Annotated in this window: 13 protein-coding genes and 1 pseudogene; 3 read left to right on the forward strand and 11 right to left on the reverse strand. The window is 71.5% G+C overall.

From position 1 onward, the window contains the following. Positions 1-10 precede the first annotated feature (10 nt). Entirely contained in the window at positions 11-748 is a 738-nt protein-coding gene (locus tag ACO2Q3_RS21175; protein ID WP_423310206.1) for a cytochrome b/b6 domain-containing protein, read from the forward strand. After that, a complete protein-coding gene (locus tag ACO2Q3_RS21180) occupies positions 729-1,505 on the forward strand; it encodes a molybdopterin-binding protein (RefSeq protein WP_423310208.1) in 777 nt (258 codons plus the stop codon). Before ACO2Q3_RS21175 ends, ACO2Q3_RS21180 begins: the two co-directional genes overlap by 20 nt. 63 nt (positions 1,506-1,568) lie before the next feature. Here ACO2Q3_RS21180 and ACO2Q3_RS21185 read toward each other — a convergent pair whose 3' ends face one another. The 11 genes and pseudogenes from ACO2Q3_RS21185 to ACO2Q3_RS21235 form a co-directional block, all read right to left on the reverse strand. After that, a complete protein-coding gene (locus ACO2Q3_RS21185) occupies positions 1,569-1,973 on the reverse strand; it encodes a bacteriohemerythrin (RefSeq protein ID WP_423310210.1) in 405 nt (134 codons plus the stop codon). A 118-nt stretch (positions 1,974-2,091) separates the two neighbouring features. Beyond that, a complete protein-coding gene (locus tag ACO2Q3_RS21190; RefSeq protein ID WP_423310212.1) occupies positions 2,092-4,398 on the reverse strand; it encodes a PAS domain S-box protein in 2,307 nt (768 codons plus the stop codon). Next, positions 4,391-5,026 (reverse strand): chemotaxis protein CheX, encoded by a 636-nt coding sequence (locus ACO2Q3_RS21195; protein WP_423310214.1) that lies wholly within the window; start codon positions 5,024-5,026, stop codon positions 4,391-4,393. The genes ACO2Q3_RS21190 and ACO2Q3_RS21195 overlap by 8 nt, the downstream gene beginning before the upstream one ends. Positions 5,027-5,028: 2 nt before the next feature. Then, positions 5,029-5,418, reverse strand: a complete 390-nt coding sequence (locus ACO2Q3_RS21200; RefSeq protein ID WP_423310216.1) for a response regulator — start codon at positions 5,416-5,418, stop codon at positions 5,029-5,031. Between the two features lie 34 nt (positions 5,419-5,452). Beyond that, positions 5,453-5,716 (reverse strand): hypothetical protein, encoded by a 264-nt coding sequence (locus ACO2Q3_RS21205; RefSeq protein ID WP_423310218.1) that lies wholly within the window; start codon positions 5,714-5,716, stop codon positions 5,453-5,455. Continuing rightward, positions 5,713-7,686 (reverse strand): chemotaxis protein CheA, encoded by a 1,974-nt coding sequence (locus ACO2Q3_RS21210; protein ID WP_423310219.1) that lies wholly within the window; start codon positions 7,684-7,686, stop codon positions 5,713-5,715. Before ACO2Q3_RS21210 ends, ACO2Q3_RS21205 begins: the two co-directional genes overlap by 4 nt. Next, the gene (locus ACO2Q3_RS21215) at positions 7,683-8,531 is read right to left on the reverse strand and encodes a CheR family methyltransferase (protein WP_423310221.1); all 849 of its coding nucleotides are present in this window, start codon (positions 8,529-8,531) and stop codon (positions 7,683-7,685) included. Before ACO2Q3_RS21215 ends, ACO2Q3_RS21210 begins: the two co-directional genes overlap by 4 nt. Further along, on the reverse strand, positions 8,528-9,619 hold the full coding sequence (cheB, locus tag ACO2Q3_RS21220) for a chemotaxis-specific protein-glutamate methyltransferase CheB (protein WP_423310223.1): 1,092 nt from the start codon (positions 9,617-9,619) through the stop codon (positions 8,528-8,530). Before cheB ends, ACO2Q3_RS21215 begins: the two co-directional genes overlap by 4 nt. Next, positions 9,616-11,085, reverse strand: a complete 1,470-nt coding sequence (locus tag ACO2Q3_RS21225; RefSeq protein WP_423310225.1) for a chemotaxis protein CheW — start codon at positions 11,083-11,085, stop codon at positions 9,616-9,618. Before ACO2Q3_RS21225 ends, cheB begins: the two co-directional genes overlap by 4 nt. Next, a complete protein-coding gene (locus tag ACO2Q3_RS21230) occupies positions 11,085-12,017 on the reverse strand; it encodes a methyl-accepting chemotaxis protein (protein ID WP_423310402.1) in 933 nt (310 codons plus the stop codon). Before ACO2Q3_RS21230 ends, ACO2Q3_RS21225 begins: the two co-directional genes overlap by 1 nt. Before the next feature lie 171 nt (positions 12,018-12,188). Beyond that, positions 12,189-12,503, reverse strand: a pseudogene (locus tag ACO2Q3_RS21235) (methyl-accepting chemotaxis protein); the annotation flags it as partial. A gap of 1,163 nt (positions 12,504-13,666) precedes the next feature. Between ACO2Q3_RS21235 and ACO2Q3_RS21240 the strand changes: the two are divergent. Next, positions 13,667-16,330, forward strand: a complete 2,664-nt coding sequence (locus ACO2Q3_RS21240; RefSeq protein WP_423310227.1) for a TonB-dependent receptor plug domain-containing protein — start codon at positions 13,667-13,669, stop codon at positions 16,328-16,330. The last annotated feature ends 145 nt before the right edge of the window (positions 16,331-16,475 follow it).

The following is a 16,475-nucleotide window of genomic DNA, read 5'->3' on the forward strand; positions in this document are numbered from 1 at the left end:
AAGGCCAGCCATGCCCCGAACCGAGACCAATCCGCCGGCGCAGGCCCGCCGCCACCGGGTGCTCTACCGGCACCCGCTGGCGGTGCGGCTGACGCACTGGACCAACGTCCTGTGCATCGCCGCCCTGCTGCCCAGCGGCCTGCAGATTTCCAACGCCCATCCGGCGCTGTATCTCGGCGCGGCCTCGGCCTTCGCCCATCCGCTGGTGGCGCTGCCGACCTTTCCAGACGGGGCGACCCTGCCCGACTTCCGCGACCTGGCCCTCGGCCGGCGCTGGCACTTCTTCTTCGCCTGGCTGTTCGCCGGCAATCTGGTGCTGATGCTGGGCTATGGCCTCGCCAGCGGGCGCTACCGGACGATGCTGGCGCCATCCTTCGCCGACCTGCGGGGCATCGGCCGCGACATCGTCGACCACCTGCGCCTGCGCTTCGCCCAGGATGCTGGCGGCTACAACGTGCTGCAGAAGCTGGCCTATCTGGGCGTCGTGGGCCTGCTCGCGCCCCTGATGCTGCTGACGGGGCTCTGCCTGTCGCCGGGGCTCGACGCCGTCTTTCCCTGGCTGCCGGGCCTGCTCGGCGGTCGACAGACGGCGCGGACGATCCACTTCATCAGCGCGGCCGGCATCGCCCTGTATGTCGCCGTCCACCTGGCGATGGTGGTGGCTTCGGGCCCGATCAACAACCTGCGCGCCATCATCACCGGCCGCTATCACCTGCGCGAGGACGCCGATGCCCGTGGCCCCGCTTGACCGCCGCCGACTGCTCGGCGCCCTGGCCGCCGCAGCGGCCGTTCCCCTGGCGGCCTGCGACAGGCTCTCGCGTTCGCCCGCCGTCGCCAGGGTCCTGGAGCGCGCCGAGACCGTGACCCGCCGCACCCATCGCCTGATCCAGCAGCGCCTCGCCCTGGCGCCGGAGTTCGCCGAGGCGGACATCTCCGCCGACTTCCGCGCCAACGGCACGACCGACCCCGACGACGCCGTCTACCGCGCCCTGGCGGCCGACCAGTTCGCCGACTGGCGGCTGGAGGTCGGGGGGCTGGTCGAACGGCCCCTCAGCCTCGCCCTGGGCGACCTGCGCCGACGCCCCGCGCGCACCCAGATCACGCGCCACGACTGCGTGGAAGGCTGGAGCGGGATCGCCAAGTGGACCGGCGTTCCCCTGGCCGATGTGCTGGCCCAGGCGCGGCTGCTGCCGACCGCGCGCTACGTGGTGTTCCACTGCGCCGACAGCCTGGAACAGACCCTCGACGGGACCGGGCAATACTATGAGAGCCTTGACCTGATCGACGCCCATCATCCGCAGACCATCCTGGCCTACGCCATGAACGGCCACCCGCTCCCCATCGCCCACGGCGCGCCGCTGCGCCTGCGGGTCGAGCGGCAGCTGGGCTACAAGATGGCCAAGTACGTCATGCGCATCGAGGCGGTGGACAGCCTGGCGCCCATCGGCCGCGGCAAGGGCGGCTTCTGGGAGGACCGGGGCTATGAGTGGTACGCCGGCGTCTGATCGGGGCGGTGTTGCGTCGGTTGCCGAGCCTGCGACCCTGACCTGCGGCCGAACTGTCCGTGGTCAGGCCGTGCGGCCCTTGGCGTGGGCGCCGTACTTCACGTCGATGCCCTTGATGTGCGAGGTCAGCCAGAACTTCAGGAAGTTGAAGAAGTCGTCGCTGGGCGCGCCGCCGGCGGCCTTGATCTGCTGGGCGTGGGCGGTGAACTGTTCCAGCAGGCGCTGGTGCAGCGCCCTGTGCCGCTCCAGCTCCGGATAGCCGACCTTCTTCATGAAGGCCTCCTCGTCGGCGAAGTGGCGCGTGGTGATGGCCCCCAGGCGCGCCACCAGATTGTCCACCACCGAGCCGGCGATCCCCTTGGCCCGGGCGTCATAGATCTTGTTCATGGCGTCCAGGATCTCCTGGTGCTCATGGTTCATCGCGTCGACGCCCACATCCAGCGAGGCGTCCCAGGTCATGATCGGCATTGGCGGTTCCCTTGTACCGCTTCGAGCCATGAAGCGGAGGCCGGGAGGCGACCTTGATCTGGGTCAATTGCGGTGCGGCGCCCCGTCGCGCGCCGCCAGGATGGACAGGAGGCGAGCCTCAGTGCGACCCGCCCAGCGTCTCGCGCAGGACCTTGGCCAGGGTCTCCAGCGCGAACGGCTTCGAAATCATCTGCATCCCCGGCATCAGGAACGCCGATCGCTCGGCGGCGCCCGCCGCATAGCCGGTCATGAACAGCACCGGCAGATCCGGGCGGCGCGCGCGGGCGATCTCGGCCAACTGGCGCCCGTTCATCCCGGGCAGGCCGACGTCGGTGATCAGCAGGTTCAGGGGTCCCGCGGTGTCCAGGATCGCCAGGGCCTGTCGTGAGTCCACCGCCTCGGTGGCGCGATAGCCCAGTTCCTCGAGCACCGTGCGCACCAGCACGCGCACCTGCGGATCGTCCTCCACCAGCAACACGCTCTCGCCCGCGCCGCGCGGCGTGGCGCCGTGGCGTGCGTCGCTCTCCACCGCCTCCCGCTCGCCGCGCAGCCGCGGCAGGTACAGCTTCACGGTCGTGCCGACGCCCGGCTCGCTGTAGACCCCCACGCGCCCGCCGGTCTGGCGCACGAAGCCATACACCATGGAAAGGCCCAGCCCCGTTCCCTGGCCGATCGGCTTGGTGGTGAAGAACGGGTCGAACACCTTGGCCAGCACGTCCGGCGCCATGCCAAGGCCGGTGTCGCTGACCGCGATCATCACGTATTCGCCGGGTTCGATCTCCTCGTTGCCGACCTTCGTCTGCCAGTCCACGCGCACGTTCGCGGTCTCGATGGTCAGCTGGCCGCCCGCCGGCATGGCGTCGCGCGCATTGATCGCCAGGTTGAGGATGGCGCTCTCCAGCTGGTTGGGATCGGTGCGGGTCGGCCAGATATCCGCCTGCAGCGCCAGGCCCAGCGACACCTGCTCGCCCAGGGTCCGCCGCAGCATGTCCTCCATCGAGCTCACCAGGACATTCGCCTCGACGGGCTGGGAATCCAGGGTCTGGCGCCGCGAGAAGGCCAGCAGCCGGTGGGTCAGGGCCGCCGCGCGCTCGGCCGCCTGGGTCGCGGTCTCCAGGAAGCTCTCGGCCTCTTCCGAACGGCCCTGGGCGATGCGCCGCCGGGCCATGTCCAGGCCGCCCATGATGCCGGTCAGCATGTTGTTGAAATCGTGCGCCAGCCCGCCGGTCAGCTGCCCGACCGCCTCCATCTTCTGGCTCTGGCGCAGCTGGTCCTCCAGCTGCTTGCGCTCCGTGACGTCCCGGCCGATGCCGTAGATGAAGCCGTCTTCCGGGATGAAGGTCCAGTTGATCCAGTGGTAGGCGCCGTCCTTGGCCCGCACCCTCAGGTCCAGGTCCTCCACCGCCTCGCCCCGACCCAGCCGCTCGAGGATATCGCCGCGCCCGGCCTCGTCGTCGGGATGCAGCAGGATGCCGTGCGCCCGCCCCAGCAACTCGTCCTGTTCGTAGCCCAGGATGGCGCCCCAGGCGGGATTGATGGCCAGGTACTGGCGCCCGGGCGACAGCACCATGATCAGGTCGCGGGCGCGGTTCCACACGCGGTCGCGCTCGCGCGTGCGCTCGGCGACCCGGTCCTCCAGCGTGCGCGCCAGCTCGCGCAGCTCCGCCTCCGCCAGCTTGGCGGGGGTGATGTCGTAGATCACGCCGATGAACCGCTCGCCGCCGCTCACGCTGTCGGGACGCCGTTCGCCCCGGCGGGCCAGCCAGCGCTCGGCGCCGTCGTCGGCGCGACGGATGCGCATCTCGGAATAGGGCAGGGCGCCCTCCTCGCCGAGGCTGCGGATGATCAGCGGATCGCCGGCCTCGACCAGGGTGTTGATCGTGCGCACCGGCAGGGCGTCGGTGGGCTGCAGCCCCAGCAGGCGGCAGAACTGGGCGGAAACCTCGGCGGTGCCGAAGCCGTAGGTGTGTTCGAAGGTGCCCACCCCGCCCGCGGTCTGGGCGATGCGCAGCTGTTCCTCGATGCGCTTCTGCTCGGTGATGTCGACCAGCACGCCGGTAAAGCGCTGCAGGGCGCCGGAGAGGTCACGCTCGGTGATCCCGCTGGCGCTGACCCAGCGCACCACGCCGCCGGCGCCGCGCACCCGGTAGGTCTTGGAGAAGGTCTCCGAGCCGCGCAGGATTCCGGCCAGGGCGATGCGCACCCGCAGCCGGTCCTCGGGGATCACCCCGGCGAAGAAATCGCTCGTGGGCAGGCCGCGCCGCGCTTCCTCGGGATCGAGGCCGCAGAAGTTGGCGAAGCGGGCGTCCGCATAGAGCCGGCCGGCGGGCTCGTCCCACACCCACGCCCCGGCCGCTTCGCGCAGGGCGTCCATGTGCTCGCCAGGCGCCGTCAGCGCCGGATCCGCCGGCCGGGTGTCAGACATCGTCCCCCACCACCCGCTTGATGAATTCCCGGATCAGGATCTTCAGCGTGTCCAGCGACGGCAGGTCCATCAGCATGGCGATGTAGCCACGGATGTCCTGCTCGGCGATCGCGAAGTTGATGTAGAGGAACAGCACCACCCCGTCCGCGCCGCCGTCGTCCAGGGCGAACAGGCGCGCGCCCTCGCCGCGGATCACCAGCGGCAGCGACATCTCCAGCGGCCGCTCCAGCATGTTGGCCATGGTCGCCAGGCAGCTGTTGAGCACGATGTTGCCGGTCTCCGACAGCGCCTCGTCCTCGATGTCCGACAGTTCCTGGGCGTTCAGCTCGTCGCCGGTGACGCTGCGCACCAGGGCCAGGCTGTTCTGCTCGGGAAAGATCAGCAGGGCCTGGCCCTCGAAGGCGCCGTGAAAGTCCTGACGCACCGCCACCAGGGGGCCGGTCTCGCGCTCGCGGATCAGGGCGGTCGCGGCCGGCCGGGTGACCACCTCCACGGCGGGGACCGACAGCATCACCTGGCGGCTGACCATCTGCCGCAGGCTCGAGGCCGCGCGGCTGACGCCGATGTTGACCAGCTCCGTCAGGGCGTCGCGTTCCAGCTCCTCCAGATCTATGGCGTTGCTGCTCACGGTCACCTCAGCGCCAGGGCGGCGCCGGAGAGAAAGCCGCGAAGCCCTTCCTCGGTCACGGGCTTGGGCACGAACGTCACCTTGGCGGCGCGGGCGCGGGCGATCACCTCGTCCTGAACATTGGCCGTCGCCAGGGCGATCGGCATGTCGGGAAATCGCTGGCGCAGATCCTCGGCCAGATCCAGCCCGTTGCGGCCCGGCATGTTGAAATCCAGGATCACGATGTCCACCGTCTGCTGTTCCAGCAGCCCTAACGCTTCATCGGCGGTGGAGGCTTCAAGTCGCCGCCAGTCGGGTTGCAGCGCGGCCACCACCTTGCCCACCACGATCCGGGCCAGCTTGCTGTCGTCGACATTCAAAATCGTAATCGCCATCGTCATCTCCAGGGACACGCCTGCTCCAGACAGGCGCGCGGTTGGGGTCGGGTCATGGTCGGACCTGGTCCTCATGCGCGGGAAGCAGCGCCGGACGGATCCATTGCGCCAGGAAGGCGTCGGCCGGCTGCCCCGTGACGGGCGGACCGAACACCAGAAGGGCCTGCAGCACGGCTCCGTGCAGTCGTAGGCATTGCGAAAGATCCACCGTCGCGGCCGCCAGGTCGCCGTCGAGAAGGGCCGTCAGCGCCTCGGCGTCGTTCACGTGGCACTCGCCTTCCAGCCGGATGATGTCGCCGTCGCGCCGCACGCTCATGCCGCCATCTCCGCCAGGTTGAGCACCAGCAGGATGCGGCCGTCGCCCTGCAGCATGCTGCCCAGCAGGCCGCGAAAGCCCTTCAGCAGGCCGCTGGTCGGGCGCAGCGGCGCCTCCAGGCGCTCGCCCAGCGCATCGACCTGCACGCCCAGGGCGCCGCCGGCGGCGGTCACCGTCAGCACCGGGAACACCGCGGGATCGGGGGCCTCGCCCAGGCCCAGCAGGGCGCGAAGGCGCAGGATCGGGATCACCTGGTCGCGGCGCACATAGGCCCGGCCGGCGCGGATCGCGGTCACCTCGTCGGCGCGCACGCGATGCGTCTCGCCGACCGCCTCCAGCGGCACCCCGAACCGCTCGCCGCCGGCCTCGACCACCAGCACCCGGGCCAGGACGGTCCGCGCCGGCAGGGTCAGGCGCACGGTCAGACCCTCGCCCGGCCGGTTGTCCAGGTCGACCCGCCCGCCGAGGCCCGCCAGGGCGGCGCGCACGGAATCCATGCCCACGCCGCGGCCGGAAAACTCGCCGACCTGCCGGGCGGTGGAGAAGCCCGCGGCGAAGATCAGCTCGGCGGCCTCTGCCTCGCTCAGCCGCCCGGCCGTTGCCTCGTCCACCAGGCCGCGTTCGATTGCCCGGTCCCGGACGGCGGCGGGATCGACGCCCCGGCCATCGTCGGACACCTCGATCACCACCGCCTCGCCGGCCGGGTAGGCCGCCAGCCGCACCCTGGCCGCTTCGGGCTTGCCCGCGCCGCGCCGCTCGTCCGGCGCCTCGACGCCATGGTCCAGGGCGTTGCGCAGCAGGTGCAGCAGCGGCTCGAACAAGGCGTCCACGACGGTCTTGTCCAGGGCGACGTCCTGGCCGGCGGTCTGAAAGTCCACCGTCTTGCCCAGGCGCGCGGCGGCCTCGCGGACATGCCGCGGGAAGCGGCCGAACAGGCCGCGCAGGCTGACCATCCGCAGATCGCCGACGGCCCCGTGCAGGTCGCTCACCAGCCGGTCGAGCGTCGCCTGGCGCAGCGCCAGGTCGCGCGCCGCCGCGCCCGGCGGCGCCAGGGCCGCCAACTGGGCGGCCGCGTGGTCGAGGGCGTTCTTGGCGATCACCAGTTCGTCGATCAGGGCGGCGACATCGTCGAGCCGCGCAGTGGACACCCTGGCGGTCTGGGCCGCGGCGCGTAGCGGACCAGCCTCGACCTCCTCCGCCGCCTCGGCCAGGTCCGCTGGCTCGGCCGTTTCACCGGCGTCCAGCCTCACCACCTCGACCTGATCCGACACCAGCCGCAGGGCTGCGCGCACCGCCGCCTCCGGCGCCGCGCACAGGACGTGCAGCAGCAGCCGGCAGTGGAACGGGTCATAGGCGGCCTTGGGCGGAGGCGCTCCGTCGAGGCCGACCTCCAGGGCCCGCAGGCCGGGCAGGGCGTGCGCCACGGCGAGCGGATCGTCGCCCCGGAAATAGGCTTCCGCGTCAGGACGATAGCGCACCGCCACCACCGCCTCGCCTGGGGCCTGCGCGCGCGCCAGCGCGGCGGCCCAGGTGGGGATGTTCACCGGGCTCTTCGGGACGGCGTTTTCCAGGCAGTCGCGGCCGGGCGCGCCACCCGCCAGCCGGACGGTCAGCGCCGCCGCGGCCTGCAGCAGGGTCGCGCCGGGCTCCGATCCGGCCTCCAGGACGTCGAACCATGTCTCGGTGACGTCCAGCACGCCGGTGATGTCGCCGGCTGTCTCGTCGTCCAGCCCGCCGCCATCGCGCAGGCCCTCCAGGCGCGATTCCGCCGCGTGCAGCAGGCCGGTCAGCACCGGCAGGTCGAACAGGGCGGTCGAGCCCTTCAGCGTGTGCAGGCTGCGGAACAGCCCGTCCAGCGCCTCGCGCGCATCCGGTCCACGCGCCAACTCGGCCAGGTCCTCGGCGGCGCGCCCGACCAGGTCGCGGCCCTCGACCAGCAGGGCCTCCAGCAGTTCGGCGTCGTCGGTCATGCCGGCGGCCTCTGGTAGACCACGGTGTCGCCGAACCGGCGCACCCGGAAACGGTCGTCGATGCGCCCCATCGATTCCGTATGCCCCAGGCAGACGAAGCCCCCAGGCGCCAGGCTCTCGTACAGGTTCTCCGCCACCGTCCGGCGCGCGGCGTCGTCGAAATAGATCAGCACGTTGCGGCAGAAGATCACCTCGAACGCGCCCTGCCGCTGCAGGCTGGCGCGGTCCACCAGGTTGGCGGTGGAGAAGGTCACCGACTCGCGGATGTCGCGGATCAGCGTCCGCTGGCCGTCGACCTCCGGCTCGAAATAGTCGTCCAGCACCTTCTGCGGCAGGCGCTGCAGCGAGCGGGGCGCATAGCGGCCGGCACGGGCCTCGCTCAGGGCGCGGGTGTCGATGTCCGAGCCGTCGATCTCGATGTGGTAGGCGTCGACCAGCCGCCAGTTCTCCAGCAGCCAGAGGGCGATCGAATAGGGCTCCTCGCCGGTCGAGCACGGCAGGGACCACACGCGCACGCGGTCGCCGGCGCCCTTGCCGCGCACGATCTCGGGCAGGATGTGCGCCGACAGCGCCTCCAGCTGGTGCAGCTCGCGATAGAAATAGGTCTCGTTGACGGTGAAGGCGTTGATCGCCGCCTCCAGTTCGCCCGGCTCGTTGCGCACGCGGGCGAAGTACTCGGCGAAGCTCTCGTCGCCCGTCGCTGCCATCCGCTCGGCGATGCGCCGGTCGATGTAATAGCGCTTGCCTTCGCCGAAGGTCATGCCGGTGCGGCGGTAGAGGAATTCGCAGAAGCGCGTGACCTCGTCGGCCGACAGCGCCATCTCCAGGCGGGCCGGCTCGCTCATGCCGCCACCGCCTGCATCACGGCCTCGCCGATCCGGTCCAGGTCCTCCACCCGCCCCGCGCCGCCGGCGCGCACCAGCTCGCCGGGCATGCCCCAAACGACGGATGTGGCTTCGCTCTGGGCGATGGTCTGGCCGCCCTGGGCGCGCAGCCGGGTCATCGCCGGCGCGCCGTCGTTGCCCATGCCGGTCATCAGCACGCCGACGATGCGCCGCGCCGGCAGCACCGACAGGGCGCTCTCCATCAGACGCTCCACGCTGGGGTGCCAGCGGTGGTCCGGGTCCGCCGGCGCGTTAAGGGCCGTCAGCCCGTCCCGGCGCAGGCTCAGGATCAGGTCCGCGTCGCCGCGCGCCAGATAGGCCCAGCCCGCCTGCAGCACGGTCGGCTCGGTCACCTCGACCACCGAAAGCGCCGACAGCTGGTCGAGACGCCGCGCCAGTGGCCCGGTGAAGCTGCCCGGCATGTGCTGGGCGATCACCACCGGCCAGGGCAGGTGCGCCGGCAGGGCCGACAGCACGGCGTCCAGGGCCGGCGGCCCGCCCGTCGAACAGCCGATGATCACCAGTCCCGCTTCCCCGGCGCCCGCACGCAGCCCCCGCAGGCGGGGCGTCGGCGCCGGGGCTGTGCGGGTCTGCGCCAGCCCCGTCCGGGCGGCGCGGGCGCGCATCCGCTCGCCGAGCCGCCGCGCGGTGGACAGCCTGGCGCCCGCCGCCGCGCGCACCTTCTCGACCAGGGGCGGGCCGAATTCATCCATCCGCAGCGACACCGCGCCGCTGGGCTTGGCGATCACGTCGACCGCGCCGAGCTCCAGGGCGCTCAGCGCCTCGGCGGCGCCTTGCAGGGTCAGGGACGAGGCCATCACCACCGGCGTTGGCCGCTCCAGCATGATGCGGTCCAGACAGGCCAGCCCGTCCATCTCCGGCATCTGCACGTCCAGGGTGATGACGTCGGGCGGGTCGGCGTGCAGCGCCGCCAGCGCCTCGGCGCCGTTGCGCGCGAACGCCACCTGGAAGTCGCCCTCGGCGGCGAACAGGTCGCCCAACAGGCGGCGCATCAGGGGGGAGTCGTCCACGACGAGCAGCTTGATCACGGGGTGGGACTGGCGTCCGCGCCGGCGGCCAGCGCGCGCAGGATGTCCCGTTCGGCCTGGTCCAGCAGCTGGCGCGGATCGACCAGCAGCACCAGGCGCCCGTCATGCTCGACGCTGGCCACCCGATCGAACATCCCGGAGTCGCCCGCAGCGAGGCCGGGGGTTTCCTGCAGCGCCGCCTCGGGGATCGACGCCACCTGATCGACGGCGTCGACGATGAAGCCGGCGGCCAGCCCGTCCAGATGGGTGACGATCACGCGCCGTCGGGCCCCGGGGGCGGAGGCGGCGCCGAACCGCAGCGCCTGGTCGACCAGCGGCGTCACCTGGCCGCGATGGCTGATCAGCCCGGCGACGAACGGCGGGGCGCCGGGCACGCGGGTGACGGCGTCCGGCAGGCGGATCACGGCGTCCACCTGCTCGATCGGCAGGCCATAGGTTTCCTCGCCCAGGCGGAAGATCACGAACCTCTGCACGGCGCCGTCTCCCAGTTCCGCCACCGGCGCGCCGGCCCGTCCCGCGCCATCGGCCAGCAGGCTGGCCACGCTGGCCTCGTCCAGCACGCGCTCCGCCGCCAGGATCGACACCAGGCCGGCGTCGGTGCGCAGGATCTGATCGATGCGGGCCTCGCCGGCGGACCGGTTCAGGATCGCCGGCGCGGCGGACACCCGCTCGGGCGGCGCGCGCACCACGCCGCGCACCTCGTCGGCCAGCAGGCCGATTTCCGCTTCGCCGACCGCCACCACGATGATCCGGGATGAGGAGGCCGGCGGGCGCACGGGCAAGCCCAGCACCGAGGCGGTCGAGACGACCGGCAGCAGCCGTCCGCGCAAGCTGACCAGGCCCAGCATGGCGGCGTCCGCCCCCGGCAGCGCCCGGATCTCGGCTGGCGCGCGGCTGATCTCGCGCACGCCGTCCAGCGCCAGGGCATAGGCCTGCCCGGCCAGACCGAACGCCAGAAAGGCGATGTCCCGGGCCTGGGCTGTCGTCTCGGTCGCCACCAGCGGGGCCGCGACGCGGCGGTTGGCGCGGGGCGCCGCCACGCTGGCGAAGGCCGAGGCCAGCAGGGTCCGAGGCTGCAGCAGCCGCACAGGGCCTTGCGCGGTCTCGATGGTGGCCGGGGTTTCCCCCTCGGCCCAGCTGGTCTGGGCCTCGCGGATGGCGTTGACCGCATCCACCGCCAGCCCGACCGGCGTGTCGCCGCCCAGCATGATCACCCGGCCGCCGCCGCGGAGAGCATCGGGTCGCGCGCCGCCGAGCCCCGCTTCCAGCAACAGCTCGACCGCGACGATCGGGGCGGCCCGGCCGCGGACATTGGCCAGGCCCTTCAGCGCCGCCGGCGCCTGGGGCACGCGGGTGAGGGACGGGGCGGCGATGACGCTCTCCACCGTGGAGGCCTCGATGCCGAACTGCCGCCCGCCCACCTCGAACGTCAGCACGCGCCTGGCCGCGGAGGAGGGGGTTGCCATCAGGTCCCCGCGGCTTGCAGCTCGTCGGCCAGCAGGGCGATCTCTTCGATGGCCGCCGCCAGTTCCTCGGCGCCCTGGGCCTGCTGGCGGGCTGCGGCGGCGGACTCGGCCGCAGCGGCGTCCGCTTCGCTGGCCGCGGTGGCGATCTGTCCCGCCCCGGCCAGCACCTCGGCGGCGGAGCCCAGGATCGCGCCGGCGCCCTCCTGGATCGCGCGCGCTCCGGCGGCGACCGTGGCGGCCTCGGCTTCCAGCGCGCTCAGTCGCTGTTCGAGGGCAAGGTTGCGGGTGGCCTCCTCCTCGGCGATCACCGCGATCTGTTCCAGGTCGCGGCGCACATCGTTGATCTGGCGCTGGATGCCCCGGACGATTTCCTTGGCCTCGTCCGCGTTGGTCGAGGCGTCGGCGGCCAGGCCGCGGATGTCGCCGGCCACGTTGGCGAAGCCCCGGCCCTTGTCGCCGGCGCGGGCGGCCTCCACGGCCCCGTTCACCGCCAGCATGCCCACCCGCACCGCCGTCAGCGCGACGGCGTCCACAACGCGCTCGATGCTGCGGGCCTCCCGCTCCAGGGCCAGCAGGCTGTCGATGGTGGCGCGCGCCTCCGTCAGGGCGTTGGCCACGCCGTCGCCCAGCGCCCGGATCCGCCCGCGTCCGCCGCCCAGGGCCGCGCGCACGGACTCCACCCGCCCGACGCTGGCCGAGGCGTTGTCGCGCGACAGCTCCGCCGAACGCCGGATCTGGCCCAGCGCGGCCTGCGACTGGGCGGCGGCGGCGGCCTGCGCCTGCGCGCCGCGGCTGATCTGGTCCAGCGCAGTCAGGATCTCGCCGGCCGCGCCGGACAGTTCCTGTACGGCCGAGGACAGCTCCTCGGCGGCTGCGCCGATCTCGCTGGCCAGGCTCGCGCCGGACCCGTCGCCGCGCAGGCTGTCGGCCATCTCCGACAGACCCTCGGCGGTGCGTTGGCTCTCTTCCAGCGCGATGGCCTGCTGCTGCACGGCGCGTTGCGCCTCTGCAGCGGCGGCCGACTGTTGCTCGGCGGCCGCGGCGACCTGTTCGGCGCCCCGCTGGGCCTCGCGGGCCGCGCCCTCGGCTTCGATGGCGGCCACCAGCACGCCCTGAGCCTCTTCGGCGATGCGGGCGATGTCCTGGCGCAGCTCGGCGAGGGCGGTCGCCACCTCGTTGCCGGTCGCCGCCTCGCTGGTCGCCGCCGCGGCGGCGGCGCGCAGCCGCTCGGCCAGCCGCCGCACCTCGTCGCCGATCGCCTCGGCGGTGCGCTGGATTTCGGCGGCCCGCGCCTCGGCGGACACGGCCAGCGTCCGCACCTCATCGGCCAGAACCGCGAACGCCCGCCCGTCGTCGCCCGCCCGGGCGGCCTCGATGGCCGCGTTGAGCGCCAGCAGGTTGGTCTGGTCGGAGATCTCCGAAACCGCCAGCGAGGTCTCCCGAACGCCGGCCGCGCTGCCCTCCAGGGCGACGACCACGTCCACCGACGCCAGCTGGCGCGCGGCGTTGCGCTGGATCGCCAGCACCTGGGCCTCGATCTGCCCGCCCACCTCGGCCAGCAGGGTCTGCAGCCCCTCGGACGCGTGCCGGGACTCGGACGCCTGGCGCCGGGCTTCGGCGAAGCTCTCGAACAGGCTGCCGACGGCGCTGAGGGATTCGTGGGCCGCGCCGGCGGCCTCCTCGGCCGCCGCGCTGATCTGCTCCAGGGCGCGGCGCAGCTCTTCCGCCGCGGATGCCGACTGCGCCACCCCGGCGGCCAGTTCCTGGGTCGCCGCGGCGATGCGCTCGCCGGCGGTCTGGCGCTTGCCGCTGGGGCGGCGTGCGGTCGGTTTCTCGCGCGCCGGAGCGGGCGTCGCCGCGGGCTTGGCGGCGGCCATTCCGGCCGACCTGGCCAGCGTCGTTCGTTTTACCAGAGCCATTGCACCCCCCACCGCGCCGGTCGCGAACCGCCCGCGCGCAGGGCAGGCAACCTTCGGGAACGTCCCATCCCGACCCCGGTTCCTCACAGCCTTGAGTTTGCTTCCCAGCGTGACGCCACGCGCTGCGAGTGTGCCCAGGAAAGGGCCGGCGCCGTGGGGCGCCCTGGCGTTCGTCCGCGCGCGGAGCGTGAGCAAATCTCCCGCCGGTTGAAGGACTCGCGGGAAAGAACGCAACCTGGAGAAAGTCGTCGCCTATCTGAACCATGTTTACAGACGGCCGAATCCCGCGAGACGGCGCCGTGGTTCACGCGCCGGGCGGCCAATGAACTTGCCTGAGTCAAGCAATAGAATCGTGTCATCGGCGCCACTATTGGCGACCTTTTGGCGTTCGTTCGCATGGCGAGGTTGAGAGGTCGCCGAACCCCGTCAACGCCAAGTCCTGCAAGGCTTGGCGAGCAGAAATCGACTGCTGTGAAAGTTGAAATCAACGCTGATTTTCAGCCGATCCAGCTGATCTCGCGGCAAAATGGGTACAAGTCAGTTTGCCCTGACTGGGGGCTCGCGTTGACAAGACCCCGATTGGGCCTAACCCTTGGCCCCAAGGGAGAGACAGGGCTGATTTCAACCCTGATCACTTCCAGCAGAAGCAATCGGGGGAAACCATGAAAACCAGCCGCAAGGCTCTCCTTGCCGTATCCGTGTACGCGTCGGCCGCCGCCGTGGCGGCGCTGTTCGCCACGCCGGCCCTGGCCGCAGACGCCCAGGCGGGCGCCGCGGCGTCCACCGCCAACGACAACACTAACGTCGACCAGGTTGTGGTGATCGGCACCCGGCGAAGCGACCGCAGCGTCACCACCTCGCCCTCGCCGGTGGACGTGATCAGCAACGCCGAGCTGCAGCAGCAGCCGGCGGGCAACATGCTCGATCAGATCAGGAACATCGTCCCGTCGTTCTTCGTGCCGCAGAACACCATCTCGGACGCCTCCAGCTTCGTGCGCGCGCCGTCGCTGCGCGGTCTGCCGGGCGACGAGGTGCTCGTGATGCTGAACGGCAAGCGCTACAACCGCTCGGCCCTGGTGCAGGTCTACACCGGCGGCGACACCGGCCTGTCGTTCGGCTCGCAAGGGTCGGACCTTTCGGCCATCCCGGCGATCGCGGTCAAGAACCTGGAAGTGCTGCGCGACGGGGCCACGGCCCAGTACGGCACCGACGCCATCGCCGGCGTGCTGAACTATGGCCTGCGGGACAATTCGCGCGGCGTCGAGGTCGACGCCCGCTATGGCCAGTATTACCAGAACGGCGATGGCCAGAGTAAGCAGATCTCCGCCAACGCGGGCTTCGGCCTGGGCGAGCGCGCCTTCGTCAACATCAGCGGCGAATACGACCACGACGACGGCACCAGCCGCGGCGCGACCCGCCCGCTGGCCGCCCTTCTGGCCCAGACCAACCCGAACCTGGCCAGCCAGATCCCCAACTATCCCCTGCCGGCGCAGATCTGGGGCTCCTCGCCCAGCCACGGCTACAAGCTGCTGGCCAACGCCGGCATCGATGTCACCGAGAACAGCAAGCTCTACGGCTTCATCAACTACGCCTGGTCGCACACCAACGAGAGCTTCAACTATCGTCCGGTGAACTCGGGGACCTTCCTTGACTCCGCGGGCGTGTCGCACACGCTGAACCCCAACGGCGCGCTGGCCAACACCTTCTATCTGACGCCGTGCCCGGCCGCGAACGCCACCTGCCCGGCGACCGGCTTCATCAGCACCGGGTCCACCTTCTCGTTCCAGTCGCTCTACCCTGCGGGCTTCACGCCCAGGTTCATCGGCGAGACCGAGGAACTGTACGGCACCGTCGGCTACAAGGGTAAGACCGGCTTTGGCCTGTCCTACGACCTGTCCGGCACGCTCAGCCGCAACACCCTCGACCTGTCGATGACCGGCTCGCTCAGCCCGTCCTACGGCCCGAACTCGCAGACCAGCTTCAAGTTCGGCAACCTTATCCAGAAGGAAACCGACGTTAACCTGGACCTGAGCTACCCCTGGGCGGTGGGCGGCCTGGCCAGCCCCGTCACCCTGTCGGGCGGCGCCGAGTATCGGCGTGAGAGCTACACCCAGACGGCCGGGGACGTGCAGTCCTACGGCGCCGGCCCCTATGCCGTCGCCCAGCAATTGTACGCCCCGACCGCGACGCCGGGGGTCTACACCTTCGCGGGGACCAACAACGCGATGTCGCCGGGGGCCAGCGGCTACGGCGGCACCAGCCCCGCCGCCGCCGGCACCTGGAGCCAGACCAGCTACGCCCTCTACGGCGACGCCGAGGCCGACCTGGTGCAGAACTTCAGCGTCGGGGCGGCGGTGCGCTACGAGCACTACGACACCTTCGGCGGCACCGCGGTGTTCAAGATCAACGGCATCTACAAGTTCACCGACCAGTTCTCGTTCCGCGCCACGGTCGGCACCGGCTTCCACGCCCCGTCGCCCGGCCAGTCCAACGACGAGATCCTGACCACCAACTTCGTGGCCGGCAACCAGGTGCAGACCGGCACCTACCCGGTCACCAGCGCCATCGCCCAGTACTACGGCGCCAGCACCCTCAAGCCCGAGAAGTCGACCAACGTCGGCGCCGGCGTGATCTTCAAGCCCACGCCCTCCACGGTGATCACCGCCGACGCCTATTACATCAAGGTCAACAACCGCATCGGCATCTCGCAGAACTTCACCGTGCTGGCAGGCGACGTGATCGCCCAGCCGGCGCTGGCCGCCGTGGGCGTGGGCGGCGCGGTGAACTACTTCACCAACGGCTTCGACACCGAGACCCACGGTCTGGACGTGGTGGCCACCCACCACACCGAGGCCCTCGGCGGCCGGCTGAACCTGACGTTCGCCTACAACTACAATGTCAGCAACGTCACCAAGTTCGATCCCGCCGTGATCAGCGCGGCGCAGATCACCGACGTGGCCCGCCTGGCCCCGGCGCACCGCATCGTCGCCTCGGCGAACTGGAGCATGGGCCCCTGGTCGGTCAACGCCCGGGAGAACTTCTACAGCTCCTGGCGCGACGAGGTGGACTACCCGGGCCAGAAGTTCGGCGCCAAGGGCACCACCGACCTGGATGTCAGCTACGCCTTCGGCGGCGAGCACTACACCTTCACCGCCGGCGTGCTGAACCTGTTCAACGCCCACCCGGACCGGATCGCCCAGTCGTCGTCGAACCCGATCTATCCGATCACCGGCTCGACCGCCGACGGCCAGATCTATCCGCGCAGCGGCGGTCCGTTCGGCATCAACGGCGGCTTCTGGTACGTCCGCCTGCGCGCCAAGTACTGATCGAGGCGTCGCCGCCCGCCTTCCTGGCGAAGGCCGGCCGGCCCGCGCGTCGCTTGCACAACCGCCGCCCGCGAATCCAGCCTCACGGCAAGGTTTGCGGGCGGTGTCGCATCACCGGCATAGTGGCGCGATGAACGCGGGGGAG

It is taken from the genome of Caulobacter sp. KR2-114 (assembly GCF_049446115.1).
Classification (GTDB): Bacteria; Pseudomonadota; Alphaproteobacteria; order Caulobacterales; family Caulobacteraceae; genus Acaudatibacter.

What these genes read in the sequence shown, in the direction of transcription:
- ACO2Q3_RS21225 (WP_423310225.1), bottom strand. Translation starts at nt 11,085, where the DNA reads ATGGCAACCCCCTCCTCCGCGGCCAGGCGCGTGCTGACGTTCGAGGTG.
- ACO2Q3_RS21215 (WP_423310221.1), bottom strand. Translation starts at nt 8,531, where the DNA reads ATGAGCGAGCCGGCCCGCCTGGAGATGGCGCTGTCGGCCGACGAGGTC.
- ACO2Q3_RS21180 (WP_423310208.1), top strand. Translation starts at nt 729, where the DNA reads ATGCCCGTGGCCCCGCTTGACCGCCGCCGACTGCTCGGCGCCCTGGCC.
- ACO2Q3_RS21210 (WP_423310219.1), bottom strand. Translation starts at nt 7,686, where the DNA reads ATGACCGACGACGCCGAACTGCTGGAGGCCCTGCTGGTCGAGGGCCGC.
- ACO2Q3_RS21185 (WP_423310210.1), bottom strand. Translation starts at nt 1,973, where the DNA reads ATGCCGATCATGACCTGGGACGCCTCGCTGGATGTGGGCGTCGACGCG.
- ACO2Q3_RS21240 (WP_423310227.1), top strand. Translation starts at nt 13,667, where the DNA reads ATGAAAACCAGCCGCAAGGCTCTCCTTGCCGTATCCGTGTACGCGTCG.
- ACO2Q3_RS21190 (WP_423310212.1), bottom strand. Translation starts at nt 4,398, where the DNA reads ATGTCTGACACCCGGCCGGCGGATCCGGCGCTGACGGCGCCTGGCGAG.
- ACO2Q3_RS21175 (WP_423310206.1), top strand. Translation starts at nt 11, where the DNA reads ATGCCCCGAACCGAGACCAATCCGCCGGCGCAGGCCCGCCGCCACCGG.
- ACO2Q3_RS21230 (WP_423310402.1), bottom strand. Translation starts at nt 12,017, where the DNA reads ATGGCCGACAGCCTGCGCGGCGACGGGTCCGGCGCGAGCCTGGCCAGC.
- ACO2Q3_RS21205 (WP_423310218.1), bottom strand. Translation starts at nt 5,716, where the DNA reads ATGAGCGTGCGGCGCGACGGCGACATCATCCGGCTGGAAGGCGAGTGC.